General features: G+C 61.0%; 24 protein-coding genes and 1 pseudogene. 8 read left to right on the forward strand and 17 right to left on the reverse strand.

From position 1 onward, the window contains the following. Positions 1-18 precede the first annotated feature (18 nt). Entirely contained in the window at positions 19-339 is a 321-nt protein-coding gene (locus NKH98_RS14565) for an FtsB family cell division protein (protein WP_352704002.1), read from the reverse strand. A gap of 134 nt (positions 340-473) precedes the next feature. Next, positions 474-1,748 carry a phosphopyruvate hydratase gene (gene eno, locus NKH98_RS14570; RefSeq protein ID WP_352898817.1) on the reverse strand — a complete coding sequence of 425 codons (1,275 nt, stop codon included), beginning with the start codon at positions 1,746-1,748 and terminating at the stop codon, positions 474-476. Between the two features lie 213 nt (positions 1,749-1,961). On the opposite strand from eno, the gene NKH98_RS14575 reads away from it, so the two are divergent. Next, positions 1,962-2,084, forward strand: a complete 123-nt coding sequence (locus NKH98_RS14575) for a hypothetical protein (protein ID WP_084642452.1) — start codon at positions 1,962-1,964, stop codon at positions 2,082-2,084. A 77-nt stretch (positions 2,085-2,161) separates the two neighbouring features. Here NKH98_RS14575 and NKH98_RS14580 read toward each other — a convergent pair whose 3' ends face one another. The 5 genes from NKH98_RS14580 to NKH98_RS14600 all read right to left on the reverse strand — a co-directional run bounded on the left by NKH98_RS14580 (position 2,162) and on the right by NKH98_RS14600 (position 5,005). Beyond that, a complete protein-coding gene (locus tag NKH98_RS14580) occupies positions 2,162-2,527 on the reverse strand; it encodes a PRC-barrel domain-containing protein (protein WP_352899565.1) in 366 nt (121 codons plus the stop codon). Positions 2,528-2,649: 122 nt separating this feature from the next. Next, positions 2,650-3,501, reverse strand: a complete 852-nt coding sequence (kdsA, locus tag NKH98_RS14585; protein WP_352899377.1) for a 3-deoxy-8-phosphooctulonate synthase — start codon at positions 3,499-3,501, stop codon at positions 2,650-2,652. Further along, positions 3,498-4,382, reverse strand: coding sequence for a VOC family protein (locus NKH98_RS14590; protein ID WP_352645799.1), 885 nt, complete (start codon positions 4,380-4,382; stop codon positions 3,498-3,500). Before NKH98_RS14590 ends, kdsA begins: the two co-directional genes overlap by 4 nt. Positions 4,383-4,479: 97 nt before the next feature. Further along, positions 4,480-4,767, reverse strand: a complete 288-nt coding sequence (locus tag NKH98_RS14595) for a Dabb family protein (protein WP_254817185.1) — start codon at positions 4,765-4,767, stop codon at positions 4,480-4,482. 103 nt (positions 4,768-4,870) lie between these two features. Then, the gene (locus NKH98_RS14600; RefSeq protein ID WP_292655342.1) at positions 4,871-5,005 is read right to left on the reverse strand and encodes a hypothetical protein; all 135 of its coding nucleotides are present in this window, start codon (positions 5,003-5,005) and stop codon (positions 4,871-4,873) included. Between the two features lie 157 nt (positions 5,006-5,162). Between NKH98_RS14600 and NKH98_RS14605 the strand changes: the two genes are divergently transcribed. Further along, positions 5,163-6,152: a glycerophosphodiester phosphodiesterase family protein gene (locus NKH98_RS14605; RefSeq protein ID WP_352899380.1), complete on the forward strand. Its 990-nt coding sequence runs from the start codon at positions 5,163-5,165 to the stop codon at positions 6,150-6,152. An 85-nt stretch (positions 6,153-6,237) separates the two neighbouring features. On the opposite strand, the pseudogene NKH98_RS14610 reads toward NKH98_RS14605, so the two are convergent. Continuing rightward, positions 6,238-8,216, reverse strand: a pseudogene (locus tag NKH98_RS14610) (bifunctional 2',3'-cyclic-nucleotide 2'-phosphodiesterase/3'-nucleotidase). A 132-nt stretch (positions 8,217-8,348) separates the two neighbouring features. Beyond that, positions 8,349-9,614, reverse strand: coding sequence for an NAD(P)/FAD-dependent oxidoreductase (locus tag NKH98_RS14615; RefSeq protein ID WP_352899383.1), 1,266 nt, complete (start codon positions 9,612-9,614; stop codon positions 8,349-8,351). A 180-nt stretch (positions 9,615-9,794) separates the two neighbouring features. On the opposite strand from NKH98_RS14615, the gene NKH98_RS14620 reads away from it, so the two are divergent. Next, positions 9,795-10,451, forward strand: a complete 657-nt coding sequence (locus NKH98_RS14620) for a 5-formyltetrahydrofolate cyclo-ligase (protein ID WP_352899386.1) — start codon at positions 9,795-9,797, stop codon at positions 10,449-10,451. Here NKH98_RS14620 and NKH98_RS14625 read toward each other — a convergent pair. Further along, positions 10,448-10,921: an Lrp/AsnC family transcriptional regulator gene (locus tag NKH98_RS14625; protein ID WP_023675099.1), complete on the reverse strand. Its 474-nt coding sequence runs from the start codon at positions 10,919-10,921 to the stop codon at positions 10,448-10,450. The genes NKH98_RS14620 and NKH98_RS14625 overlap by 4 nt on opposite strands. A 156-nt stretch (positions 10,922-11,077) precedes the next feature. Here NKH98_RS14625 and ald point away from each other — a divergent pair, with 156 nt between their 5' ends. Together ald and NKH98_RS14635 are read left to right on the forward strand one after the other, a co-directional pair. Beyond that, a complete protein-coding gene (gene ald / locus NKH98_RS14630; RefSeq protein WP_352645808.1) occupies positions 11,078-12,193 on the forward strand; it encodes an alanine dehydrogenase in 1,116 nt (371 codons plus the stop codon). A 197-nt stretch (positions 12,194-12,390) separates the two neighbouring features. Beyond that, positions 12,391-13,692 (forward strand): outer membrane protein, encoded by a 1,302-nt coding sequence (locus tag NKH98_RS14635; protein ID WP_352899388.1) that lies wholly within the window; start codon positions 12,391-12,393, stop codon positions 13,690-13,692. Between the two features lie 218 nt (positions 13,693-13,910). On the opposite strand, the gene NKH98_RS14640 is transcribed toward NKH98_RS14635, so the two are convergent. The 6 genes from NKH98_RS14640 to NKH98_RS14665 all read right to left on the reverse strand — a co-directional run bounded on the left by NKH98_RS14640 (position 13,911) and on the right by NKH98_RS14665 (position 18,641). Beyond that, the gene (locus NKH98_RS14640; protein WP_352645810.1) at positions 13,911-14,378 is read right to left on the reverse strand and encodes a DUF1203 domain-containing protein; all 468 of its coding nucleotides are present in this window, start codon (positions 14,376-14,378) and stop codon (positions 13,911-13,913) included. 77 nt (positions 14,379-14,455) lie between these two features. Beyond that, on the reverse strand, positions 14,456-15,262 hold the full coding sequence (dapB, locus tag NKH98_RS14645) for a 4-hydroxy-tetrahydrodipicolinate reductase (protein ID WP_254817178.1): 807 nt from the start codon (positions 15,260-15,262) through the stop codon (positions 14,456-14,458). A gap of 145 nt (positions 15,263-15,407) precedes the next feature. After that, positions 15,408-15,971 carry a GNAT family N-acetyltransferase gene (locus NKH98_RS14650; RefSeq protein ID WP_023675103.1) on the reverse strand — a complete coding sequence of 188 codons (564 nt, stop codon included), beginning with the start codon at positions 15,969-15,971 and terminating at the stop codon, positions 15,408-15,410. A 5-nt stretch (positions 15,972-15,976) separates the two neighbouring features. Further along, complete coding sequence (gene sseA / locus NKH98_RS14655; protein ID WP_352899391.1) at positions 15,977-16,828, reverse strand: 3-mercaptopyruvate sulfurtransferase; 852 nt, start codon at positions 16,826-16,828, stop codon at positions 15,977-15,979. A gap of 35 nt (positions 16,829-16,863) precedes the next feature. After that, the gene (locus NKH98_RS14660; RefSeq protein WP_352899394.1) at positions 16,864-17,607 is read right to left on the reverse strand and encodes an alanyl-tRNA editing protein; all 744 of its coding nucleotides are present in this window, start codon (positions 17,605-17,607) and stop codon (positions 16,864-16,866) included. Next, a complete protein-coding gene (locus NKH98_RS14665) occupies positions 17,607-18,641 on the reverse strand; it encodes a cysteine synthase A (RefSeq protein WP_352899396.1) in 1,035 nt (344 codons plus the stop codon). The genes NKH98_RS14660 and NKH98_RS14665 overlap by 1 nt, the downstream gene beginning before the upstream one ends. A gap of 214 nt (positions 18,642-18,855) precedes the next feature. Between NKH98_RS14665 and NKH98_RS14670 the strand changes: the two genes are divergently transcribed. Further along, the gene (locus tag NKH98_RS14670; RefSeq protein WP_352899399.1) at positions 18,856-19,677 is read left to right on the forward strand and encodes an SDR family oxidoreductase; all 822 of its coding nucleotides are present in this window, start codon (positions 18,856-18,858) and stop codon (positions 19,675-19,677) included. Positions 19,678-19,913: 236 nt separating this feature from the next. Here NKH98_RS14670 and NKH98_RS14675 read toward each other — a convergent pair whose 3' ends face one another. Further along, positions 19,914-21,335, reverse strand: coding sequence for a DEAD/DEAH box helicase (locus NKH98_RS14675; RefSeq protein ID WP_352899402.1), 1,422 nt, complete (start codon positions 21,333-21,335; stop codon positions 19,914-19,916). Positions 21,336-21,722: 387 nt separating this feature from the next. On the opposite strand from NKH98_RS14675, the gene NKH98_RS14680 reads away from it, so the two are divergent. Then, the gene (locus NKH98_RS14680) at positions 21,723-23,255 is read left to right on the forward strand and encodes an acyl-CoA carboxylase subunit beta (protein ID WP_352478807.1); all 1,533 of its coding nucleotides are present in this window, start codon (positions 21,723-21,725) and stop codon (positions 23,253-23,255) included. A 7-nt stretch (positions 23,256-23,262) separates the two neighbouring features. Further along, positions 23,263-24,333 (forward strand): M48 family metallopeptidase, encoded by a 1,071-nt coding sequence (locus NKH98_RS14685; protein WP_352899404.1) that lies wholly within the window; start codon positions 23,263-23,265, stop codon positions 24,331-24,333. Positions 24,334-24,347 lie beyond the last annotated feature (14 nt).

The raw sequence follows: 24,347 nt of genomic DNA on the forward strand, positions 1-24,347 counted from the left end.
CGATTAACTGAAATCAGATTATCTTGCGACCGGCAACATAATGGTGATCTCGTCGGCGTGGGACAGATTAAGCGCCTTGCGCGCCTGCTCGTCCAGCATGTCCTTCTCCAGCGTGCCCTCATGCATCAGCTGAACGCGGCGCTCGAGATCGATCCGGCGCGTCCTGACGGCATTGAGCCTGCCCTGCAATTCGGCAGTCTCGGCTTCGAGCTGATACTTGGAATATATCCCGAACTCGCCATGATAGGCATGGAAGCCGAAATAAGTCAGGAACACCACGCAGAGCGAGGGGATGATCAGCCGGCCGGTGTTTCTTTGCTTGTGCTGGCGTGTCCACATGGTCCGAATCCTCTACGCCGCCTTTGTCGCCCGATTGTGCTTAATGGACGGTTACAGCCTGTTGGATTCAGAGCCAGGAAGCAAAAAAGGGCGGGAATGTCCCCGCCCTCGCCGCCACGGATTTTCTCTCGAAATCAGCTTTTCACGATCGACTTGCCGGCATATTGCGCCTGCTTGCCGAGCTCCTCCTCAATGCGGATGAGCTGGTTGTACTTGGCCATGCGATCCGAGCGCGACAGCGAGCCCGTCTTGATCTGCCCGCAATTGGTGGCAACGGCGAGGTCGGCGATGGTCGCATCCTCGGTCTCGCCCGAGCGGTGCGACATCACTGCGGTATAGCCGGCCTTGTGCGCGGTCTCTACGGCGTCGAGCGTTTCGGTAAGCGAGCCGATCTGGTTGACCTTGACCAGGATCGAATTGGCGACACCCATGCGGATGCCGTCGCGCAGCCGCGCCGTGTTGGTGACGAACAGATCGTCGCCAACCAGCTGCGTTTGCTTGCCGATGAGATCGGTCAGCATTTTCCAACCGTCCCAGTCATCCTCCGCCAGGCCGTCCTCAATGGTGATGATCGGGTAGTCGGCAGCAAGTTTGGCCAGATATCTGGCCTGTGCCTTCGGGTCGCGGGTTTTCCTCTCGCCTTCATAGACGTAGTTACCATCCTTGAAAAATTCGGTCGCCGCGCAGTCGAGGCCTAGCGCAACCTCCTCGCCAGGCTTGAAGCCAGCCTGCTCGATCGATTCCATGATGAAGTCGAGCGCGGCCGGCGCGCTCTTCAGGTTGGGAGCAAAGCCGCCCTCGTCACCGACATTGGTGTTATGGCCGGCGTCCTTCAGCTTCTTTCGCAGCGTATGAAAGATCTCCGAGCCCCAGCGCACGCCGTCGCGCAGCGTCGGCGCGCCGATCGGCAGGATCATGAATTCCTGGAAATCGATCGGGTTGTCGGCATGCGCGCCGCCATTGATGATATTCATCATAGGCACCGGCAGCACATGGGCCTTGGTACCGCCGACATAACGGTAGAGCGGCAGGTCGGCCGCTTCGGCCGCGGCCTTGGCCACCGCCAGCGACACGCCGAGGACGGCGTTGGCGCCGAGCCGGCTCTTGTTGGCCGTACCATCGAGCTCGATCATGGTCTGGTCGATATGGATCTGATTCTCTGCCTCCATGCCGCCGATCGCCTCGAACAACTCGCCGTTCACCGCCTCGACCGCCGTGAGCACGCCTTTGCCGAGATAGCGGGGGCCGCCATCGCGCAGTTCGACCGCCTCATGCGCGCCGGTAGAGGCACCGGACGGCACCGCGGCGCGACCCATCGAACCGTCTTCGAGCACGACGTCGACCTCGACGGTCGGATTTCCGCGGCTGTCCAGGATTTCACGCCCGACAATGTCGATGATGGCCGTCATTGCGATGTCCCCGATTGATCGATTGAAGCGTCGCGCACCTCTTAGCCAAAGCGCCGCAAAACGCAATCGGGGCAGTTGCAAATATTGCCCTGCGCCCATTGCCGCTCTTGGGACTCACGAAGCACAAAACACTGTCATCATTTGTCATAGGCCGCATGCCGGTTTCTGGTTTATGGCTGTTGTCGCGCGGGGCGAAACAGGAGGAGTTTCGCCATGTCCCAGTTGAGCGGTATTGTGAGTTTGTTCCTGATCGCGGCTGCGTTCCTGACGTCGTGCGACAATCAGCAACCCCCGCAGGGATCGTCGCCTTTGCCGGCCCTGCAGATTGCGCAGTAGCAACCCGCCACATCGAAAGGCCCCCGATTTCCCGGGGGCCTTTTTGATTCCAGGAGACTTAGTCAGTGCCAGTAAGGTCAATGCCAGTAAGGCTCGACGTTGTAGTAGTTGTATGAGGCGTCACGTGCGGCCTCGCCGTCGGCGCCGGTCAGCTCGTTGATCGAGTAAGAAGGAGCGGCCATCAGCTGGTCTTTGGTGAACGGCACGACATAGCCACCCTTGTTCTCGTCATAATCAAGGCTCGCCCACGGAATGGCGTGGTATTTCTCGCCAATGCCGAGAAATCCGCCAAAACCGATCACGGCAAACATGATTCCGTTCGACAATTTGTCGAGCATAACGTCCTCGATGTCGCCGATATGAGTGCCTTCCGTGTTGTAGACCGATGTGCCGATAACCCGCGAAGCGGCGATGGCTTCGGTGTGTCCCGTCTGGGTCGTCATGGTGTTCTCCTCGTCGTCGTTGACATTAGATTTTGACAATGAGGGCCGCGGGCTAAGGTTCCAGGCGGGTTCGAAATTCTTCAAAGTTTTCTTGACGACGCTGCTGTGGCGCAACTGCTGGTTCAACCCACGCTCTTGGCGATGCGATCGAAGGCCATCAGCCGTTCAAGCAATGCGGGAAGATCCTTTAGCGGCACCATGTTGGGACCGTCGGAAGGCGCGTTGTCGGGGTCCTGGTGCGTCTCGATGAAGACGCCGGCGACGCCAACCGCGACGGCCGCGCGCGCCAGCGTCTCGACAAAGCGCCGGTCGCCTCCAGACGAACCGCCCTGCCCACCCGGCTGCTGCACGGAATGGGTGGCATCGAAAATCACCGGCGCGCCGATCTCGGCCATGATCGGCAGCGCCCGCATGTCGGACACCAGGGTGTTGTAACCAAAGGATGCGCCGCGCTCGGTCACCAAGACATTGGCGTTGCCGGAGCCGATGATCTTGGCGACGACGTTCTTCATGTCCCACGGCGCGAGGAATTGGCCCTTCTTCACATTGACCACCTTGCCGGTTCTTGCCGCAGCAATCAGCAAATCGGTCTGTCGGCTGAGGAAGGCAGGAATCTGCAGGATATCGGCATGCGGAGCGACGATCGCGCATTGTTCCTCAGTGTGGACGTCGGTCAGGATCGGCAGCGCAAAATTCTTGCGCAAGTCGTCGAAGATCGGCATTGCCGCTTCAAGTCCCGCGCCGCGCGTGCCGCCAAGCGAGGTGCGGTTGGCCTTGTCGTAGCTGGTCTTGTAGACGAGCCCAATGCCGAGCCTTTCAGTCAATTCCTTTAGCGCACCGGCCATGTCGAAAGCGTGCTGCCGCGCTTCCAGCTGACATGGACCGGCGATCAGCGATAAGGGCGCGCTGTTGCCGAAAATGACTTTGCCGACCGCAACGGAAGAGTTCGGCATCAGTGGATTGAGCTTGTTCATGCGATCTCCCGGAAAATAAAGGCGGCGCCCTGCCCTGGCGCGGGCGGCACGATGATATCACTGCCGCGCGTGTGATGTTCGACGGAATTGGCTGCAAGCAGCTTGGCGACGGCGTCGGCGTGCCCAATCGAAAAGACGATCCCGGCAAAGCGGAGTTCAGATGGCGCGCCGGCGGGAATGCCGAAGCGTGCCGAATAGGCTGCAGGATCCAGAATGGTCACTACGGCATTCGGCAGCTCATAGACAGTGCCGCCCTGCGCCTCGATTCCGGCTGCGATCGAAATCAAGCGGCCTTGTTCGAAAGGTTCGCCAGTGACTGCTACGACTTCGACAATGCCGGTTGCGCCATTAGCGTGGCCCTGCAACGCAGTGCGGTCGACGTTCGGCGCATTGATCCGCTCGCAGGCGAAGAGAAAAGCGTCCGTTGCCTTGCCTGTAGCCGCGAAGGCCAGTTTGAACGATGCGGTGTCGCTCTTTCCCGTCGCATCGGTGAAGGCGCGCGAAAAGCTTAGCGCGTCCCCCGCCGACAGACCGGCTTCCATGTAACGCGCGTGGTCCGCGGCGGCGCTTTCGGTGCCCAGCGCCACGGCAGAAAATCCTTCATCGCCGTTTTCTTCGCGATAGGTGCGATCACGCGCGACAAAGACATTGCGGTTCGCGATCGCCTTTGCCACGGCCTGTCTGTCGGCGACCACGAGCGGCTCGAGATAGGTGCCGTCGGTGTGGAAGACACAGCAGTTTTTCGTTCCGAAAGGGTGGATACCTGTCGGCGCAACAGTAAAGCCAAGCAGGGTCAAGCGCGCCCGCGCAATATCGAGGCTCGCGGTCGGCAGCACCAGGTGATCGAGCGGATGAGGCCTTGCGGAGGTGTTCTCGGTCATGTCCCGCGCGGTGTGCCTCATTCCTGAAAATGGTTCAAGGGCTTGGCCGACGCCTCAGCGGCAAGACCATTATCAGCGCCTAGGGGACGGCGGCTCGTCAACTTGCAACGATGTCGGCCGAATAACGCAATTCGCGTAGCGGTTTGACCCGGCTGGTCGTCTCTGCATAGAGCGGATGCGCCTTGTAGGCGGCGAGCGCCGCTTCGTCCTCGAACTCGGCGTAGACGACCACATCGATCTCATCCGAGAGCGGGTCGACCTTGGTGTTGAGCGTTACCTCGAAATGACGCGAATGAGGTATCTTGCCAAGCGCCAGGAGGCCCGTGCGCACTGCCTCGACATCCGCTTTATGCCGTGCGCTGAAGAAAACGATATGCCGGATCAACCCAGCCTCCTCGACCGTTGGACCGGCGTTCTTTTGTGTCAGCGGCAGCGTGCCGTCAATCGGCAGGTTTGTCGCGTCTGCGAACCGTAGCAGCGAAGAGAAACTACACCATGCTGGTTACATAGTGCACGATGCGGGTCACCTCCCTGACCGTCCTGTCGAGGTAGCGGCCTTGGTTGTAAATGCCGTCCCAGATCAGGAAAAAGGTGACGGTCGTGATGACGATGACATAACGCATGACTAAAACTAGCGCATATGGACGGCTGCAACCATAACGATTCCAACGCTGCTGGGGACCCTCCCCGGGAATCTTTAGCGGCCGTTTGATCTGCCCGGCCGTCAAAAGTCCGATCGTGACGCAGGATGCGGCCATAACGGCCAATGGGAATCATATCATGCGCAGACGGACGATCTCCCTCGTTGCAATTCTTGTCGCTGCGGGCGGCATCTGGCTCAACAACACCTCGCTGCTTTCGAGCCGGCCGGCCGGCACCCCTTCGGTGCTTGCGCATCGCGGCCTGGCTCAGGATTTCGACCGTACGAACCTCGGATCGGAAACATGCACGGCCGCTCGCATGCTGACGCCGCGCCATTCCTTCCTCGAGAACACGATACCGTCGATGGAAGCCGCCTTCGCGCTCGGTGCGGACGCGCTCGAACTTGATGTCCATCCTACCACGGACGGCAAGTTCGCCGTCTTCCACGATTGGACGCTGGATTGTCGCACCGACGGCAAGGGTGAAACGCGCAGCCATGCAATGTCCGAATTGAAGACGCTCGATATTGGTTATGGCTACACTGCCGATGGCGGCAAGACCTTTCCGTTTCGCGGCAAGGGTGTCGGCATGATGCCGTCGCTGGATGAAGTCTTGCAGCGCTTCCCGAACCGGCGCTTCAACATCAACGTCAAAAGCAACGATCCCAAGGAAGGCGAGATGCTGGCTGCCTGGCTCGCCACATTGACGCCGGCCGAGCGCGCCAATCTGACGGTCTATGGCGGCGACAGGCCTATGGACGCGGTCAAGGCAGCATTGCCGGATACGCACACGCTGAGCCGCGCATCCCTGACGCGCTGCATTCTTCGCTACACTGCGCTCGGCTGGAGCGGCTACGTTCCTGATGCCTGCCGCCAGGGCACTTTGCTCATCCCCGTCAATATCGCAAAGTGGATGTGGGGCTGGCCGGACCGTTTTCTCGACCGTATGGACGGTGTCGGCAGCCATGTCTACCTGCTCGGTCCCTATTCCGGCGGCGGCTTTTCACAAGGCCTCGACGACCCAGCCTCGATCGACCAACTGCCGGACGATTATTCCGGTGGGATTTCGACGGACGCACTGGATCTGGTCATGCCTGCCGTCAAGCGGCGTTTCGCACCACGTGGGTGACAAGGCCATCTGCTGGAAAAAGGTTTGCCATACCGGACAGTATCTTAGCGCTGAGACAGTTTCGAGTCGACGCTCAAATCCTCACCTAGAGAGTGATGCGGTACTTGGCAAACCCTGCTTCGCCCTCGCCCGCCGGCTCGATCTTCAGCGACGTCACTTGCGCAATGAAATCCTTTGCCCTGGCGCCGGTCTGGAATACGACGCTGGTTCCCGGTAGTGGCGCAAACGACCAGTTGGCGTCCGCCGACGGATTGATGGTGCCTTTGCTGACGATATAACGCACGATCACATCGCGGTTGGTGTCGGGCGCTTCGTAGATGATCTTCGAGGCATTGATCTGCGGGAAATTGCCTCCGCCGCCGGCTCGGTAGTTGTTGGTGGCGACGACGAATTTCCGCTTGGGATCAATTGGTTTGCCGTTGAACATCAAGTCAATAATGCGGTTCGAGCCAGCATTCACCAGCCCGCCCTTCGAATCATATTTCGGTGGCTGCGACAGATCGATTTTGTAGGTGACGCCGTCGATCACGTCGAAATTATAGGATGGGAAGTCAGTGTTGATGAGCGCCTGGTCGGCTTTGCCCGGTTCGATCCGGTTGAAGATGCCGGCCGACATTTCCAGCCATTCCTTCACCTCCGCTCCGGTGATTTCGACGGCGCGCACCGTGTTTGGATAGAGGTAGAGGTCGGCGACGCTCTTGATGGCGATATCGCCCACCGGCACGTCGGTGTAATAGTCGGCGCCGTTGCGCCCACCCGCCTTGAACGGTGCCGCCGCCGACAGCAGCGGCATATCCTTCCACTCGGTGTTCTTCAGGATGTCCTTCAAGTACCAGGTCTGCGCCTGACTGACGATCTGGACCGATGGATCGTCGGCGACCAGCGCAAAATAGGAATAGAGCGGCGCCGAGGTTTGCCGACAGGCCGGCGCACATAGGCGAGCGTCGCCTCGTGATCCTGTTTGAGCGCGTCGACGATGCGCTGGTCGTCCGCGACGGTCGGCTTGTTCGTCTTGTCGACCCGCTCAAAGATCGGCCTGGCCTCAGAGGTCGCCGAGACGATTTTCCATGTCGATCCGTCGCGCTCCAGCAACAGATCGATCAGCCCCATATGCGAGCCCCAGAAGCCGGCCATAACGGCGGGCTTGCCTTGCAGCGTGCCTTTCGCCGGATCGACGGCTTCCAGCAACTGAAAGTCCTTCTTGCCAGGGAAGACGAGGTGCTGGTGGCCGGTGAACACCGCATCGATGCCTTCGACACCTGCCACGAAGACGGAGGCATTCTCCATCATGTCGCTTTGCTTCACGTCGATGCCGGAATGGGAGAGCGCAATAACGATGTCGGCGCCTTCTTCCTTCATTTGCGGCACCCACGCCTTGGCCGCCTCGACGATGTCGCGCATCTTGACACTGCCTTCGAGATTTTTCAGGTCCCAGACCATGATCTGCGGCGGCACGAAGCCAATGATGCCGATCCTGATCGGTTGCTCGGCGCCCGATCCGTCTTTGATCTTCCTGTCGAGGATGACATACGGCTTGAGATAGAGCTTGTCGTCGCGCGGGTTCGCGGCGAGTTCGGTGCCGCGGATCAGGTTCGCGCAGACGAACGGGAAATTGGCACCGGCCAGCACCTTGTCCATGAACGACAGGCCATAGTTGAACTCGTGGTTGCCGAGCGTCGAGCATTCGTAGCCGAGCAGGTTCATGCCCTTCATGACCGGATGCAGATCGCCATCCTTCATCCCTCTCTCGTAGGCGATGTAGTCGCCCATCGGGTTGCCTTGTAGAAGGTCGCCATTATCGACCAGCATCGCGTTGGTTGCTTCCTTGCGCACGGCTTCAATCAACGATGCCGTTCGCGACAGCCCCATCGTGTCGTTGGCTTTGTCGGCGTAGTAATCGTAAGGCAGCACATTCACGTGGATGTCGGTCGTCTCCATAATCCTCAGATGCGCCTGATTGGCTTGTGCCCGGGCGGAGAACGGGTGCAGCATGATCAGCGCTCCGCTGGCGGCAACGCCGGCGAGGAAATCGCGGCGTGAGACGAGGTGGCGCAGTTGGGACATTCGTTTTTCTCTTTCTTCCACGACGTGACAAGTCCTGCCCGAAGCAAAGCTTCGCGCCGAAATCCAGCCGAGTCCAGAAGCCGATTCCATCAAGAGGAGGTGACGCGCCGATGAATGCCCGGCAGCGAACAATCAGCCCTTATCGTCGTCGCCCTGGGTGATCAACCGCGCGCTGCGCTGACCGGTGAAGTAGATCCATAGCCAGCTCAGGGAAACCGCAAGCCGGTTACGAAAGCCGATCAGGAAGTAGATATGCGCCAGGCCCCACAGCCACCAGGCAAGCCGGCCGGTGAGCTTGATCCAGCCGAAATCGATGGCCGCGGCGCGCTTGCCGATCGTCGCCAGATCGCCGTCATGCCTGTAGCTGAAAGGACGCGGTGTCGCGTCACCGGCAAGCCTTGCCTTGATCGTCGCGGCGACGTGCCGTCCCTGCTGCTTGGCGGCGGGCGCGACGCCCGGCACCAGCCGGCCATCCGGCCGCAGGACGTGCGCTGCGTCACCGATGACGAAAATCTCCGGGTTTCCCGGCACACTCAGGTCGGGCTCGACAAGCACCCTGCCCGCGCGGTCCGCTGCCGCGCCGAGCCATTCGGCGGCCGGCGAAGCGGCGACGCCCGCCGCCCACAGGATTGTCCTGGCCGGCAAGTGTGTGTCGCCGAAGACGACACCCTCGGCATCGCAGCGCGTAACCGCCCGGCCGAGTTCGACGGTCACGCCGAGCCGTTCGAGCGCCTTCGTTGCATAACCGGAGAGTTCGGGAGCGAAATTGGAGAGAATGCGGTCGCCGGCCTCAATCAGCACCACACGCGTCTGCCGCGGGTCGATGTTGCGGAACTCGCCGCGCAGCGTGTCGTGCGCCAGCTCAGCAATGGTGCCGGCCAGTTCCACGCCGGTCGGCCCGCCGCCGACGATCGCCAACGTCAGCAATGCCTGACGCTTGGCGGGATCGGTTTCCCGTTCGGCCCGCTCGAAAGCCAAAAGAATACGCCGTCGAATGGTGGTGGCGTCCTCCAGCGTCTTCAGGCCCGGGGCGAACGGTTCCCATTCGTCATGGCCGAAATAGGCGTGCCGCGCGCCGGTGGCCAGCACAAGCGTGTCGTAAGCGACCGTGCCGCCGTCCTGCAGCAGCACGCGCTTGCCGGTGCGGTCGATGCCGGTAACGGTGGCGAGCAGCGTCGTCACATCATCGCGCTTGCGCAGGAGATGGCGGATCGGCCAGGCCACTTCGGAGGTGGCCAGCGCCGTCGTCGCCACCTGGTAGAGCAGTGGCTGAAAGAGGTGATGATTACGCCTGTCGATCATGGTGATGCGCACCGGCGCGCCGGCAAGTGCGCGGGTGAATTCGAGACCGCCGAATCCGGCGCCCACGACGACGACGCGATGGTTGGCTGTGTTCATCTCACTCATCCCTCTCGCCAAGGCTGATGTAGGTGTCGTTGTGCAGTGCAGCAATGCCTGCGCTGTAACTAACTGGGAGTCGTCCCTTGATGTCGTGAATACGCATGCTGCAGACTCGTTCCCAGATATAGCCTGCGTCCAGGATACGACTTGGTTGGAACTGTATATTGCAGGTGAAGCATGGCTAGGGATGAAGATGAAGGCTCAGCGCAGTACGCCTCGCCGCCTTGTTTTATGCACGAGCTCGACCCGGAGTTCCAAGCGCCGCTATCCGACTGGACCGACGTAAGGCGCTGGCGCAAGGCCGAGCGCCAGCGATTGATCGCATCCCGCCTTGCCGTTTCAGCCGACACGCGCGCAGCCATGTCGCAGCGCATTGCCGAAGGGCTCGACGCGGTGATCGGTGACGTCGCCGGCCGCGTGGTCAGCCTCTATTGGCCGTTTCGTGGCGAGCCGGACCTGCGCCCGTGGATGGAAACCGTCAACGCGCGGGGCGGGCGCACGGCGTTGCCCGTCGTCGTCGAGAAAGACCGGCCGCTTGTCTTTCGCGCCTATACCCACGGAGACCGGCTGGAGAAGGGCGTCTGGAATATCCCGATACCGGCTGACGGCGATCCGGTGTTACCCGACATCGTCATTTCGCCGATTGTCGGCATCGACCCTGAGCAGTTTCGCCTGGGCTATGGCGGCGGCTTCTTCGATCGTACGCTTGCCGCGATGCCCTTCAAACCGCTGGTCATCGGCGTCGGCTACGAACTGCAGCGCATCGTCACCATCTACCCGCAGCCGCACGACATTCCGATGGACTGTGTGGTGACCGAGGCAGTCAACAACTAGGCGAGTTCAGGTTTCATTCCCACGGCCGTGCGATCGACGATTTCGCGCAAGGCAAAGGACGAATTGATCTTCGTCACATGCGGCATTGCCGACAGCCACTCCTTGTGGATACGTTCGTAGTCGACGAGATCCTTTGCCGCTATGCGCAGGATGTAGTCATACTCGCCCGACATCAAATGGCAGGATAGGACGTTCGGGCAGCGCTTTATCGCTGCCTCGAAATCCGACAACGTCTTCTCGAATTGCCCGGACAGCGATATATGCACGATCGCCGTCATCTGGTGCCCAAGTGCAGCGTTGGACAGCCGGGCGTGATAGCCGCGGATGGTTCCGGATTTCTCCAGATTGTCCAGCCGCCGCGAACAGGCCGACTGCGATAGGCCGACCTTCTCGGCGAGCGCTGCATTGGGTATCCGCCCATCCTTCTGCAACGTCTCAAGAATGGCGATATCAATCCTGTCGAGCGGCATTTTTGCGAGTTCCTGCGACAATTGCAATGTTTTGCGCAACGATTATCGAAGAGTCGCCTCTCAGGCAAGCGCATTCGCAAACACTTATCGAGCGATTCGTGGTTCACTATCTCTAGACAGGGAACGAGCCCCAAGGGCCGGATCAGGAGAAAAAAGATGCGCGTCGGCTGCCCCCGGGAAATCAAGAATCACGAATACCGCGTCGGCCTGACACCGGGCTCGGTCCGCGAGTATGTCGCGCATGGCCATGAGGTGCTGGTCGAGACCGGCGCCGGTGCAGGCATCGGCGCCGATGACAACGCGTATCGCGCTGCCGGCGCCACGATCGCCAAGACGGCAGCCGACGTGTTTGCCAAGTCCGACATGATCGTGAAGGTCAAGGAGCCGCAGCCCAACGAGTGGGTTCAGCTCCGCGACGGCCAGATCCTCTATACCTATCTACATCTTGCCCCGGATCCGGAGCAAACCAAGGGTCTGTTGGCCTCCGGTGTGACCGCGATCGCTTACGAGACGGTCACCGACGAGCGCGGCGGCCTGCCGCTCTTGGCGCCGATGTCGGAAGTTGCCGGCCGCCTGTCGATCCAGGCGGGCGCCACGGCGCTGCAAAAGGCCAATGGCGGCCGCGGCGTGCTACTTGGCGGCGTGCCCGGCGTGCTCCCCGGCAAGGTCACCGTGCTCGGCGGCGGCGTTGTCGGCCTGCATGCCGCACGGATGGCGGCCGGCCTCGGCGCCGACGTCACTATCATCGACCGCTCGATCCCGCGCCTGCGTCAGCTCGACGACATCTTTGGCGGCCGCGTTCACACCCGCTACTCGACCGTCGAGGCGCTGGAGGAAGAATGTTTTTCGGCTGACATAGTCGTCGGCGCCGTGCTGATCCCGGGGGCAGCAGCGCCCAAGCTGGTGACGCGCGAAATGCTGTCGGGCATGAAGAAAGGCGCCGTGCTGGTCGACGTCGCCATCGACCAGGGCGGCTGTTTCGAGACATCGCACGCCACCACCCATGCCGAGCCGACCTATGAAGTCGACGGCATCATCCATTATTGCGTCGCCAACATGCCGGGTGCGGTGCCGGTCACCTCGGCCCACGCGCTCAACAATGCGACGCTGCACTATGGCCTGCAGCTCGCCGACAAGGGCCTCAAGGCGCTGGTAGACGACCACCATCTGCGCAACGGGCTTAACGTCCACAAGGGCAAGATAACGAATCGCGCGGTGGCCGAGGCGCTCGGTTACGAACTGGTCGAGCCAAAGGCCGTTCTCGCGGCCTGATTTCCAACCGTTTGTTCCTGATGAGTCGCCGATGCTGTCGGCTGCTGCTTGTTCACAGGCAATTTTCTCGGTCTACAGCCGGTTTTGCCTGCATCTGGTGCCCGTTTGATGCAATGTGCTCTTTCTGTGGCTTTTTTGTTACAGCCGCCACAATGAGCCGATGCTACGTAGATGCAGGGTTCACCAGGGGCAGGGTAATGATCAGCAGAAAATTCACGAAATCTCTTCTTCTCGGCGCAGTTTCTGTTCTGGCGCTTGGGTCGGTCTCTCATGCCGCCGACGTGGTCGAACCGGTCGTGGAGACGGCGGGCTTCAACTGGAGTGGCATCTACGTCGGCTTTGGCATTGGCGCCGGGGCGAACGTCCACGAGTTGAGCAGCGATTTCATTCCTGGGGTGTCGTTCAACGGCATTGGTGGCGAAGGCCTATACGGTGAACTCACCGTTGGGTACGACTATATGGTGGCGCCGCGGTTCCTGATCGGCGGACTTCTGGACGCTCATGCCGGCAACATCGAAACCTCCCTCGACGTTGCTGGATTCGACGCATCGGTCAAAGAGACCTATGGTTTCGACGCTGGCTTGCGGGCAGGCTACCTCTTCACGCCAAACACCTTGGGCTACGTCCTTGGTGGCTATTCCTGGCAGAAATACAAATTTGACACGAGCGCAGGTTTTGACTTCGACTGGGACCAGAGCGGCTACTTCGTCGGAGCCGGCGTCGAGACGGCCATCAACAGCAACTGGACCATCAAAACCGAATATCGTTTTACGCAATTCAGCACCAACGATGATGTCCTTTCCGAGTTCGGTGTACCGGATGGTGCAATCAACCTCGATACATCGCGTCACACGTTCCAGGTAGCAGCCAATTATCGTTTTGGCGCCCAGAATGGCGGTGTCTCTTCCTTTGAGGCACCTACCTACAACTGGACCGGCTTCTATATCGGCGGTGCGGGCGGCGCGGGTGCGTCGGTGCATCAGATCAATGTTCCGCCGCTTGGCGACCTGGAGTTCAACGGTATCGGCGGCGAAGGCGTGTTTGGCGAATTGAACGCCGGCTACGATCATGACTTCGGCAGCTGGGTTGCCGGCGTTATGGTTGATGCTCGCTACTCCGGCATGACCTCGGAGCTGGAAGTGCCCGGCGGGTCCATTAATCTGGACACCGACTATGGTTTCGATGTGCTGGGCCGGGTCGGTTTGAAGGTCAACGAATCAACCCTCGCCTATGTGCTTGGCGGTTACAGCTGGCAACATTTCGATCTGAACGCATCTTCACCCATCGGCGACATCATCGATTGGGGCTCGAGCGGCTTCTCGGTCGGTGGTGGTTTGGAAGCGGCCGTGACCAACAACGTAACTGTCGGTCTCGAATATCGTTATTCGCAGTTTGCCGAGAAGGATATTCTGGAGGAGTTTGGAGGGCCGAGCGATGTCCTCACCACCACTCCTTCTTTCCACACCGTCCGTATCGGTGCGAAGTATAAGTTCAACTAAGGCCCTCCAGGCAAATCGTTCAAGCCCGCCGGCTAATCCCGGCGGGTTTTTTGTTTTGCGAACAATGCAGGCACAAAAAAGCGGAGCCAAAGCCCCGCTTCCTCGGTTATCGAGATTTCCGCCGGTTCATCCGCGGTCGGCAAATCGATCGACAGTCTCTTTCTACCGCTTGTATGCGACGGGAGTGCGACAGGCCCAAGCCGGTGCAGCCTGTTCGGTTACGCGCGGTCGATCCGGCACTGATAGCAATTGTTGCGGGCCGAGCGGATGTGGACGTAGGCAATGTCGTCGCGTTTGAACAACGTCTCTGCCCGTGCGGCAATGGCGTCGGTCGGAATGACGCCGCCGCTACCGTAAACAATACGGTCGTCGTTGCCATAACCGCGCACGATGTAATCGCTGCTTTCGAGCATTTCGGGAAGCAACTCAACCTCGGCAGCGCGTTCGCATTCTTCCGCATGCAGAAAGATCGGCCCGGTTTCGGCATAAGGCTGCAGCTCCGAAAAAGGCCGATAGGCCAGAACAAGATAGGGTTCCCCCGCAGCAACATTCTTCAAGCAATGACGGCAAGGCACGCCGTCGCCGTCCGAAATCTGCCGCTCTGGCTTCAGGCCATAAGCATCCGCCCCGCCGCGCTGAAGTGCCCGGACCGCGTCGGTTGGCAAGGCCTTGAATCTTATCGTCATGGCAAAATCTCCGGTGTCGTTGACCGGAAATTATGCTCGCAAGACAGAGCTTCCCACCCGATTCCTGCCGAAATGGATCAGTCCATCAGCGCGTCGAGACCGCGAACCAGACCCTTGATCTGCTGTACCCGTCTGATGGCGAGCAGCGTGCCCGCCACATAGGGTGCCGCGGACGAGCCGGCGTCATGGCGGATGGTCAGCCGCTCGTCTGGCAGGCCGAACAGCGCCTCGCAGGACAGGATGTAGGACGGCAGGCGAAGCGCGTGCACTTGCACCCCCTCGCCTGCGCCGACCGCACCCCCGCGTGTAGCCGGCACGCCAGAGACCTCGGAAACCGGCTTTGCCGTTGAGGCCTTGCGGATGTCGGCCAGCGCCTCAGCAAGCTCCCGTGCGGTACCGGAGGGCGCGTCGGGCTTCTTTGCACTGGCATAATCGATGACCTCGACATCCGGCACGTATTTTGCCGCCATAAGTGCAAACCGCTTCATCAGCGTGGCGGTGATGGAAAAGTTGCCGGCGGCAACGACGCCGACGCCGTTGGCGCGCGCCGCGGCATCGATGTCGGCATAGTCGGCAGCACCCAGTCCCGATGTGCCGATCACAGCGTGCCGTCCCTTGTCGATGGCGAGCAGCACATGGTCTTTCACGACATGCGGCTTGGTGAAGTCGACCAGTACGTCCGACGGCGCCTCCAGCGCCTCGGCCAGCGAAGCCGAAACGACAATACCATTAGCCGGCATGCCAACCAGCAGACCGGAATCCTGCCCAGCGCCGCTACGTGACACGGCCCCGGCCAGCGCCATGTCGCCTTGCGCCCCGATCGCCGGAACCAGCGCCTTGCCGACCCAGCCCGTCGCGCCGGCCATTACCACCCGTATTGTCATCGTGCGATCCTCCATCACCATCGGTTTTTAGACGACAGCGATATGGAAAGTGCCAGGCTCATACAAGTCGGGCACACCTTTGAGTGTTGATCCAGACCCTGGGCGTGGCAACGACAAGCTGAAGCCTGGATGAACGGGCCTGAAATCAGGGCCGCATGACGCTGGCCGCGCGCTCGGCGAAAGACATCGGATGTACGACCTCTTTTTTTTGCGCGACTGGCGTAAAGCCGAGTTTTTGATAAAGCGGCAGTGCTGCCGGGTGATCGAGGGTACAGGTTTGCACGGTTATCCGCCTTGGCCCGTGCGACCACGCCGCGGCGATTGCCGCACCGAGGAACCAGCGGCCGATGCCCTGCCCGGTCGCGTGCTCCATCATTCCGAAATAAGCGAGTTCCACTTCCTCCGGCAAATGCGGTTTGAGGTCGAAGAAGCCGGCCGGCGCACCATCCAGATAAAGCACCCTGATGTCGCGGTCCTCGCGGTGAATGCCCGCCGCAAGCTCCTCGTCGCTCAGCCTCAGCACATTGACCCAGTGCCATTTGCGGCCGACCCGATCCATCAAATAGCGGTAGAAATGCAGCGGAATGTCTTTGGTCTTGAGCAGCGCGATCTGGCGGTTGTACGGCAGAGGGGGCGAATAGGCAGGCGGCACATGCATTTCGAGAAACGTCACGGTGACGTCGATGTCTTCCAGCGATCCGTCTTCCATTCCCGTCAGTCCTTGCCCGTCACGACGGGCGTGTCGGAAAGCCCGCCCCATTCGGTCCACGAACCGTCATAAAGCCTGTTGTCGGTATGGCCAAGCGTCTCCAAAGCCAGCGTGATGGCTGCCGCGGTGACGCCCGAGCCGCAGGAGGTGACGACCGGCTTCGACAGGTCGATGCCCGCTCCTTCGATCACGTTGCGTAGCCTGTCCTTTGGCAACAATTCGCCGTTTTCCGAAAGCGTCGAAAACGGCACGTTGTGCGCGCCCGGCATATGACCGGACCGGATGCCGGGGCGCGGCTCCGGCTCGGTGCCGGCAAAACGGCCAGGCGAGCGCGCGTCGGCGATCTGGCTCTCCCCCGTCTCGACGATCCGGCGCATGTCGGCAAGGCTGGCGACGCGGGCGGCATCAAAGTTGGCATAAAACACGCAAGGCGCGATCTTCGTCGGCTCCGCCGTCACCGGCCGTCCGGCGGCTTTCCAACGGTCGAAGCCGCCGTCGAGAATATAGACCTGGAATACGCCCATGACGCGAAACAACCACCAGACGCGCGGTGCAGAAAAGAACCCTGGCCCGTCATAGACAACAATCGTGTCATCGGCCGAAATACCCATCGCGCCGACATATTGCGCGAAATGCTGCGGCGACGGCAGCGTGTGCGGCAGAGCCGCGTCGGGGTCCGAAACCGCATCCTGGTCAAGGAAGCGGGCGCCTGGAATATGCGCTGCGTCATACTCGGCGCGCGCGTCGCGCTTTTGTGCCGGCAGATACCAAGATGCGTCGACAATCGTCAGGCCGGGCTTGCCGAGCCGCTTCTGCAACCAATCGGCATCGATGGTGAAAGGACTGTCGTCGGCCATCTTTTCTCTCCTGTCCCGCCTGTCGCAGTCCTATATCAGGCTGGCGGCATAGGACCAAAGCGAATGCGGAAGCGCCGGTTCTCGCGGCCCTTCTTCTCGATCTTGCCGATATGGATCTCGCCGATTTCGCCGGTGCTCTTTACATGGGTGCCGCCGCAAGGCTGGCTGTCGATCGAGGCGTTCTCGCCGATGCAGACCAATCGGATCTTTCCCGTGCCAGCCGGAGGCCGCACATTCTTGGATTTCACCAGGCCCGGATTGGATGCCAGTTCCTCGTCGGAAATGAGCCGGGTGAAGATCGGGTGGTCGGCCCGCACCAACTCCATCAGTCTGGCCGTCACGTCTTCCTTAGTAAAGCCGGCGTCCGGGATATCGAAATCGATACGGCTGTCGTCCTCGGAAACCGCGGCGCCGGTGATCGGGAACGGGCAGACGACGGTAAGCAGGTGGCAGGCAGAATGCATGCGCATCAGCAACTGCCGCCGCGGCCAGTCGATGGCGAGCCGCATGCGCTCGCCCACCTTTGGAACTGCCTGCTCCAGCGCCGGCACATGGATGATCTCGTCCTTGGTTTCGCCGGTGATCGTAGCGATAATCGCAATGCCGGTGCCGTCGGCACGTTCGAGGCTGCCGGTGTCGCCCGGCTGCCCGCCCGATGTGGCGTAAAACACCGTCCGGTCCAGAATGATGCCGCCGCGATCGTTGACTGCGACGACGGTGGCGTCGGTCGTCCCCAAATAGGCGTCGTCACGAAACAGCGCTTCGGTCTTGTGCACCATCACGCAACCCTTTCGAACGGTACCGAAATCGTGCTCTGTTGCTCCATCCACCCCGGCACCGGCAGCTTCTTCTCGCGCAGGAATTCAGGATTGAACAGCTTCGACTGGTAGCGCGTGCCGTAGTCGCAAAGCATGGTCACGATGGTGTGGCCGGGGCCTAGCTCGCGCGCCAGGCGAACGGCGCCGGCAATGTTGATGCCGGTCGAACCGCCAACGCAAAGCCCCTCCTCCTGGATCAGGTCGAATATGATCGGCAGTGCGTCCTCGTCGGGGATCTGGAAGGCAAAATCGGGTGTAAAGCCTTGGAGATTGGCGGTGATCCGCCCCTGCCCGATGCCTTCGGTGATCGAACTGCCCTCGGATTTCAGCTCGCCGCTGGTGTAGAAGGAATAGAGCGCAGCCCCCAGCGGATCGGCCAGCGCTATCTTGACTTGGCTGTTCTTGGCCTTCAGCCCGAAACCGACGCCTGCCAGAGTGCCGCCGGAACCGACCGCCGACACGAAACCATCCACCTTGCCGTCGGTCTGGTTCCAGATTTCTTCGGCCGTAGTGCGGATATGGCCGTCACGGTTGGCGACATTGTCGAACTGGTTGGCCCAGATCGCGCCGTTCGGCTCGGTCTTCGCCATCTGCTCGGCCAGCCGGCCCGACAGCTTCACGTAGTTGTTCGGGTTCTTGTAAGGCACGGCGGGCACTTCGATCAGCTCGGCGCCGAGCAGTTTGATTGTATCCTTCTTCTCCTGGCTCTGGGTGTCGGGAATGACGATCACCGTGCGGTAGCCGAGCGCCTTGGCAACCAGTGTCAAGCCGATGCCGGTATTTCCGGCCGTCCCCTCGACGATGACGCCGCCGGGCCGCAGCAACCCGCGCTGCTCCGCATCGCGGATGATAAACAGTCCGGCGCGGTCCTTGACCGACTGCCCGGGATTCATGAATTCGGCCTTGCCCAGGATCTCGCAGCCGGTTGCTTCCGAGGCCTTGTTGAGGCGGATCAGGGGCGTGTTGCCGATCACGTCGATCACAGAACGGGGCATGGAGATTCCTTTGTGGGTGCGGCGAAACCCTAGAAACCCGAAGCTTCGGTTTCAAGGCAAGAATTTGCCTTGTCCAGTCGCATTCGCACACTGCAATTCCTGCACCCAGGGGCGTCCAGCCGGTATTCATTTCAACGATGTACCGAAAAGCACTCTTTTCATTCGATTTCTTCACCGGTAGAGCGCAGGTTAAGTAGAGCCGGCGGGGCGCAGCATGACACTCTATCGGGCCAATCCGAAGCATGGCGTCGCCTGGATTACGGGCGGCAGCAGCGGTATCGGCCGTTCGCTGGCCAAGGATCTTGCCGCTCAGGGCTATGTCATCGCGGTGACTGCGCCCGATGACCATCCGATCGATACGCTCATCGTCGAAACGGCGCAGATGTCGGGGCGTGTCGCAGCCTTTCCTTGCGACGTGACCGACGAAAAACGCATGGCAGAGACGGTTGCAGCGATCGAGAAAAATCTCGGTCCGATCGTGTTGGCAGTGTTCAACGCGGGAAGCTATATCGCAACGCCGGGCGAGGATCTTGTCGCGCGCAATTTCCGTCGGTCTTTCGAAGTCAATTATTTCGGCATCATCAATGGCCTGGTGCCGGTCATCGAACGCATGCGCGTACGCTCGCGCGGCCATGTCGTGCTGATCGGTTCGGTCACCGCCTATTTCGGCTGGCCCACTACCGCCGCTTACGGCGGCACCAAGGCGGCAGTCAATATCCTGGCCGAGTCGCTGAAATACGATTTCGACAAGATGAACGTCCGCATCCAGGTGATTAATCCGGGCTTTGTCGACACGCGGCTGACTGAGAAGAACTTCCTGCCGATGCCGGGCTTGATGCCGGTCAACCTGGCCTCGCGCCGTATCGCGCAAGGCATCGAATGCGGCGGCTTCGAAGTCACATTCCCACGCCGCCTGAGCTGGACGCTGAAGCTGCTCAGGATGCTGCCGAGGCCGTTCTGCCGATGGGTGATCATCACGGTCACCCGCTGGAATGCGCGGCCGCTGAATTTCGACCGCAAGCCACCGGTCGAATAGGATCGGTGACGCGGCGACGGATCGTGTTTGCGGGTCGCTGGGGCGCCACGTCATTGCCGGCGACGCGCTCGCGCCATCGACCACGGCTTCCCTCGCGCAGCGGATTGTCGTGTGGGTCGAGGCGGTGGTGAAGTAAACCAAAGGCCTCAAGCAAAGGGCGACCGAAGCATCACTCCGGTCGCCCTTTTCAATCGTGAGTAACCAAGCCAGGCTTGGCCGGACGCAAAACGGTCAGGTTATGCCGCCCGTGCAGCCGGCCGCTTGCCGCCGAAGCGGCGCTTGTTGTTGCCCTTGAAGGGCTTGGCGCCTTCCGGCTTGCGGTCGCCCGCAAAGGCCGGCTTGTCGCCGCCGAAACGCTTCTTGGCGAAGCCGTTGTTGGCGCCGCCGGGACGCCTGCCGTCGCGACGGCCGTTGTGGTCGTTGCGATCGCTGGCCGGCTCGAAGCTGCGCTCGTTCTTCTCGGCCGGATTGCGCTGCGGATCGGGGCTGCCGAGATGATCGGCAACGATCGGCAGCTTGGTGCGGATGATACGCTCGACCTGGCGCAGCTTGGCGTTTTCCGAAGGGTCGCAAAGCGTGATGGCGATGCCATCCATGCCGTTACGGCCGGTGCGGCCGATGCGGTGGACATAGCTCTCCGCCTCGTCCGGCAGATCGAAATTCACCACATGGCTAATGCCGGGCACATCGATGCCGCGTGCTGCAATGTCGGTCGCCACGAGAATTCGCACCGAGCCTTCGCGGAAATCGTTGAGCGCCTTCTGGCGGGCATTCTGCGACTTGTTGCCGTGGATAACGGCGGCCTTGAAGCCGTCTCGCTCGAGGTCCTTGGTCACCCTGTCGGCACCATGCTTGGTGCGCGAAAAGATGATAACGGACTTCATCGCCTCGTCGGCGAGCATCGCCGACAACACCTGACGTTTCTGCTTGGTGCGGGCAAAGACGACGCCCTGCACGATCTCCGCGGCCGCAGTGCTGTGGGGGGCGACCTCGACGCGGATCGGGTTCTTCAGCAAGCCTTTCGCCAGCTCGGCGATTTCGGCCGGCATGGTCGCCGAGAACAGCACCGTCTGACGGTCCGGCGCTGTTGCCCTGGCGATGCGCTTGACGTCGTTGATGAAGCCCATGTCGAGCATGCGGTCGCCTTCGTCGAGCACCAGCCATTTGGTGTCGGCAAGTACGAGGTCGCCCTCACGCACCAGATCGGTCAGCCGGCCAGGCGTGGCGATCAGGATATCGACGCCGGGTGCAACCTTCTTGACCTGGCTGAAGCGCGAGACGCCGCCAAGCACCAGCGCGGTCGAGACATGCGCGCCCTTGGCGAGAATCTTGATGGTGTCCTCGATCTGGACGGCGAGCTCGCGCGTCGGCGCCAGGATCAGCGCACGAGCCGTCTTCGGCCGACGCTTGGTGCCAAGCGCGATGATCTTCGACAGGATCGGCAGCGCGAACGCCGCGGTCTTGCCCGAGCCGGTCTGGGCGATGCCGAAAATGTCGCGGCCTTCGAGCTGCGGCGGGATAGCCTGCGCCTGAATCGGCTTGGGATCGGTAAAGCCGGCGCCATGGGTGGCCTTGAGCAGTGTACCGCTAATTCCAAGTGCGGCGAAACCGGTCAGTTCCCCAGTGTTCTCACCGGTCAAAGTGTTTTCATTGGTCAAAATATTCTTCTTTCATGCGGCTTCTGGCCGCAAACATCCATGGCGGCAGGGCGCAACCTGCCGTCGAAAATTGTCATGAAACGACAAGGCGGGCGGACGTCATCGTCCACACGGCTGCGCTGTCGTGCCCGCAGGCTTCATGCCACGGGGCTTTTTCGCCACCTTGCCGATATGTCGGGAAGAGGGAAAACAGACGCAACCAGTCTCATTCGTCGAGAAGGCCGGAGTGTCCCGGCCCAAGCGCCTATGCCGCCGCATATGGCCCACTTCGCTTCGGAATGCAAGGGGTCGGATGCTGCAGCGCAGCAGAAGCCATGGCGAAGCGGCGCTTGCGCTCACTTGCTGCCACGATTACCACAATCCAGCTTTCCGTTTTGGGGACCGGTCATGAAGGACGTGCTGAAGGAACTCGAGCGGCGCCGCGAGATCGCCCGCATGGGCGGCGGCCGAGCCCGCATCGAGGCCCAGCATAAGAAGGGCAAGCTCACCGCCCGTGAGCGCATCGACGTCTTCCTCGACGAAGGCTCGTTCGAGGAGTTCGACATGTTCGTCGAGCACCGCTCGACCGATTTCGGCATGGAGAAAACCAAGATCGCCGGCGATGGCGTCGTTACCGGCTGGGGCACCATCAACGGTCGCCCGGTCTATCTTTTCGCCAAGGATTTCACCGTGTTCGGCGGCTCGCTGTCCGAGGCGCATGCCGAAAAGGTAGTCAAGGTGCAGGAGATGGCATTGCGCAACCGCGCGCCGATCATCGGCATCTACGACGCCGGCGGCGCCCGCATCCAGGAAGGCGTGGCGGCGCTCGGCGGCTACGCCGAGATCTTCCAGCGCAATGTTCTGGCCTCCGGCGTCATCCCACAGATTTCGCTGATCATGGGCCCTTGCGCAGGCGGCGACGTCTATTCGCCGGCGATGACCGACTTCATCTTCATGGTCCGCGGCACCTCCTACATGTTCGTCACCGGGCCGGATGTGGTGAAGACCGTCACCAACGAGACGGTCACCGCCGAAAGCCTCGGCGGCGCTTCCGTCCACACGACGAAGTCCTCGATCGCCGACGGAGCCTACGACAATGACGTCGAGGCGCTGCTGCAGATGCGCCGGCTGGTCGATCTGCTGCCCGCTTCCAACACGGCGGAAATTCCCGAGATCGAATGCCACCAGTCGGTCACCGATCACGATCTGTCGCTCGACAGGCTGATCCCCGACAATGCCAACAAACCCTACGACATCAAGGAGTTGATCCTTAAAGTTGCCGACGAGGGTGACTTCTTCGAAATCCAGCAGAATTTTGCGAAAAACATCGTCACCGGCTTCGGCCGTGTCGAGGGCCGCACCGTCGGCTTCGTCGCCAACCAGCCGATGGTGCTGGCCGGCGTGCTCGATGCCGACGCCAGCCGCAAGGCGGCGCGCTTCGTACGCTTCTGCGACTGCTTCTCGATCCCGATCGTCACCTTCGTGGACGTTCCGGGCTTCCTGCCCGGCACCGCGCAGGAGTACGGCGGGCTGATCAAACATGGGGCCAAGCTTCTGTTCGCCTATGCCGAAGCGACCGTGCCAAAGATCACCGTCATCACGAGAAAGGCCTATGGCGGCGCCTATGACGTTATGGCGTCAAAGCATTTGCGCGGCGACATGAACTATGCCTGGCCAACGGCGCAGATTGCCGTCATGGGCGCCAGGGGCGCGGTCGAGATCATCTACCGCAAGGACATCGGCGATGCGGAGAAAATCGCTGCGCATACAAAGGCTTACGAGGATCGCTTCCTTTCGCCCTTCGTTGCCGCCGAGCGCGGCTATGTCGACGAGGTGATCATGCCGCATTCGACCCGCCGGCGCATCGCCCGCGCACTCAGGATGCTGCGCAACAAGGACATGCAGAACCCCTGGAAGAAACACGACAATATACCGCTGTGAGGCGCTGATGTCGCGCCTGATCCTCTACATGGGAGCGCGCTTCGGCAGGTTTGTCGTCCTGCTTTTCGCTCTGCCGCTGTTCTGCCCAATAGTCTTATGGTTCTGGTTTCTCGACCGGCATCCGCTCGCCGTCATCGCGGCTGGCGCTATTGCGATCCCAGCTGCGATGCTGGGCATGGTTCTGTTGATCGGGACATTGTTCGCCGGTTTTCGACCCAGCAAGGTGGAGGGGATCGCTCGGGAATCAGCCCCGAAATTATGGGCCATCTGGGAGAGTATTGCCGGCAAACACCGCGCCAGCCGGACTACCATCGTGCTGAGCCCCGATCTCAACGCCAGTATCGGTGAAGAGCGGCCGTTTCTGGGGCTGCTTGGCCGTAGGGCGATTCTCACCATCGGCCTTCCTCTGCTCGCAGTGACCGACCAAAAGGCTTTTGCCGCGATCTTGGTCCATGAGAACGCACATCTGAGAAACAAGGACACAAACGGCGGCCTCAACCTGGCCGAACTCGAAAAAAGCTTCGATCTAATCTTCGACTTCGCTCCTCCGGGAAAAACCGTTTCGGGCAGCCTGTTCTACTGGATGCTTGGTCCGCTGTCGCGCACGCTAGAGCGCGAAGAAATACGGTTGTCGCGGCGGGCGGAAATTGACGCGGATCGCCATGCAGCGATGTCCGGCGACGCATATGAAGCGGCCCGCGCCCTGCTACTGATCGGTGCTGCCAGTGCGTTTTTCGATGATCAGGTCTACAGTCCGATCCGGCGTGAACTGCTTGGCGCCATGACGCCGCCTCGTCCACCACTCGAAAGGATCCTCGCGGCGGCAGTTCACTTGTCGAGACTTCCCATCCTGCAGGAGTATGCGCAAAAAGCGTGGGACGCGCCCGATAACGAAAGCGCGGACCATCCGCCCTGGTCCGAACGTCTGATTGCTCTTGGATTTAGCTCAGTTCCAAAGATAGAACCAATTCTGGTTTCCGCCTTGTCGAGCCTGCTCAGCGATACGATCGTCGCCGAACGCGTCCGGCATTTCGACGGTGAATGGACATCGAACATCGCCGACGACCTCGATCGATAGCTGTCCGCCTGGAG

The sequence above is a fragment of the Mesorhizobium sp. M0833 genome (genome assembly GCF_040319905.1).
Lineage (GTDB): Bacteria > Pseudomonadota > Alphaproteobacteria > Rhizobiales > Rhizobiaceae > Mesorhizobium.

Coding starts and splice junctions, on each gene's coding strand:
- NKH98_RS14565 (WP_352704002.1), bottom strand. CDS start 339: ATGTGGACACGCCAGCACAAGCAAAGAAACACCGGCCGGCTGATCATC.
- eno (WP_352898817.1), bottom strand. CDS start 1,748: ATGACGGCCATCATCGACATTGTCGGGCGTGAAATCCTGGACAGCCGC.
- NKH98_RS14575 (WP_084642452.1), top strand. CDS start 1,962: ATGTCCCAGTTGAGCGGTATTGTGAGTTTGTTCCTGATCGCGGCTGCG.
- NKH98_RS14580 (WP_352899565.1), bottom strand. CDS start 2,527: ATGACGACCCAGACGGGACACACCGAAGCCATCGCCGCTTCGCGGGTT.
- kdsA (WP_352899377.1), bottom strand. CDS start 3,501: ATGAACAAGCTCAATCCACTGATGCCGAACTCTTCCGTTGCGGTCGGC.
- NKH98_RS14590 (WP_352645799.1), bottom strand. CDS start 4,382: ATGACCGAGAACACCTCCGCAAGGCCTCATCCGCTCGATCACCTGGTG.
- NKH98_RS14600 (WP_292655342.1), bottom strand. CDS start 5,005: ATGCGTTATGTCATCGTCATCACGACCGTCACCTTTTTCCTGATCTGG.
- NKH98_RS14605 (WP_352899380.1), top strand. CDS start 5,163: ATGCGCAGACGGACGATCTCCCTCGTTGCAATTCTTGTCGCTGCGGGC.
- NKH98_RS14615 (WP_352899383.1), bottom strand. CDS start 9,614: ATGAACACAGCCAACCATCGCGTCGTCGTCGTGGGCGCCGGATTCGGC.
- NKH98_RS14620 (WP_352899386.1), top strand. CDS start 9,795: ATGGCTAGGGATGAAGATGAAGGCTCAGCGCAGTACGCCTCGCCGCCT.
- NKH98_RS14625 (WP_023675099.1), bottom strand. CDS start 10,921: ATGCCGCTCGACAGGATTGATATCGCCATTCTTGAGACGTTGCAGAAG.
- ald (WP_352645808.1), top strand. CDS start 11,078: ATGCGCGTCGGCTGCCCCCGGGAAATCAAGAATCACGAATACCGCGTC.
- NKH98_RS14635 (WP_352899388.1), top strand. CDS start 12,391: ATGATCAGCAGAAAATTCACGAAATCTCTTCTTCTCGGCGCAGTTTCT.
- NKH98_RS14640 (WP_352645810.1), bottom strand. CDS start 14,378: ATGACGATAAGATTCAAGGCCTTGCCAACCGACGCGGTCCGGGCACTT.
- dapB (WP_254817178.1), bottom strand. CDS start 15,262: ATGACAATACGGGTGGTAATGGCCGGCGCGACGGGCTGGGTCGGCAAG.
- NKH98_RS14650 (WP_023675103.1), bottom strand. CDS start 15,971: ATGGAAGACGGATCGCTGGAAGACATCGACGTCACCGTGACGTTTCTC.
- sseA (WP_352899391.1), bottom strand. CDS start 16,828: ATGGCCGACGACAGTCCTTTCACCATCGATGCCGATTGGTTGCAGAAG.
- NKH98_RS14660 (WP_352899394.1), bottom strand. CDS start 17,607: ATGGTGCACAAGACCGAAGCGCTGTTTCGTGACGACGCCTATTTGGGG.
- NKH98_RS14665 (WP_352899396.1), bottom strand. CDS start 18,641: ATGCCCCGTTCTGTGATCGACGTGATCGGCAACACGCCCCTGATCCGC.
- NKH98_RS14670 (WP_352899399.1), top strand. CDS start 18,856: ATGACACTCTATCGGGCCAATCCGAAGCATGGCGTCGCCTGGATTACG.
- NKH98_RS14680 (WP_352478807.1), top strand. CDS start 21,723: ATGAAGGACGTGCTGAAGGAACTCGAGCGGCGCCGCGAGATCGCCCGC.
- NKH98_RS14685 (WP_352899404.1), top strand. CDS start 23,263: ATGTCGCGCCTGATCCTCTACATGGGAGCGCGCTTCGGCAGGTTTGTC.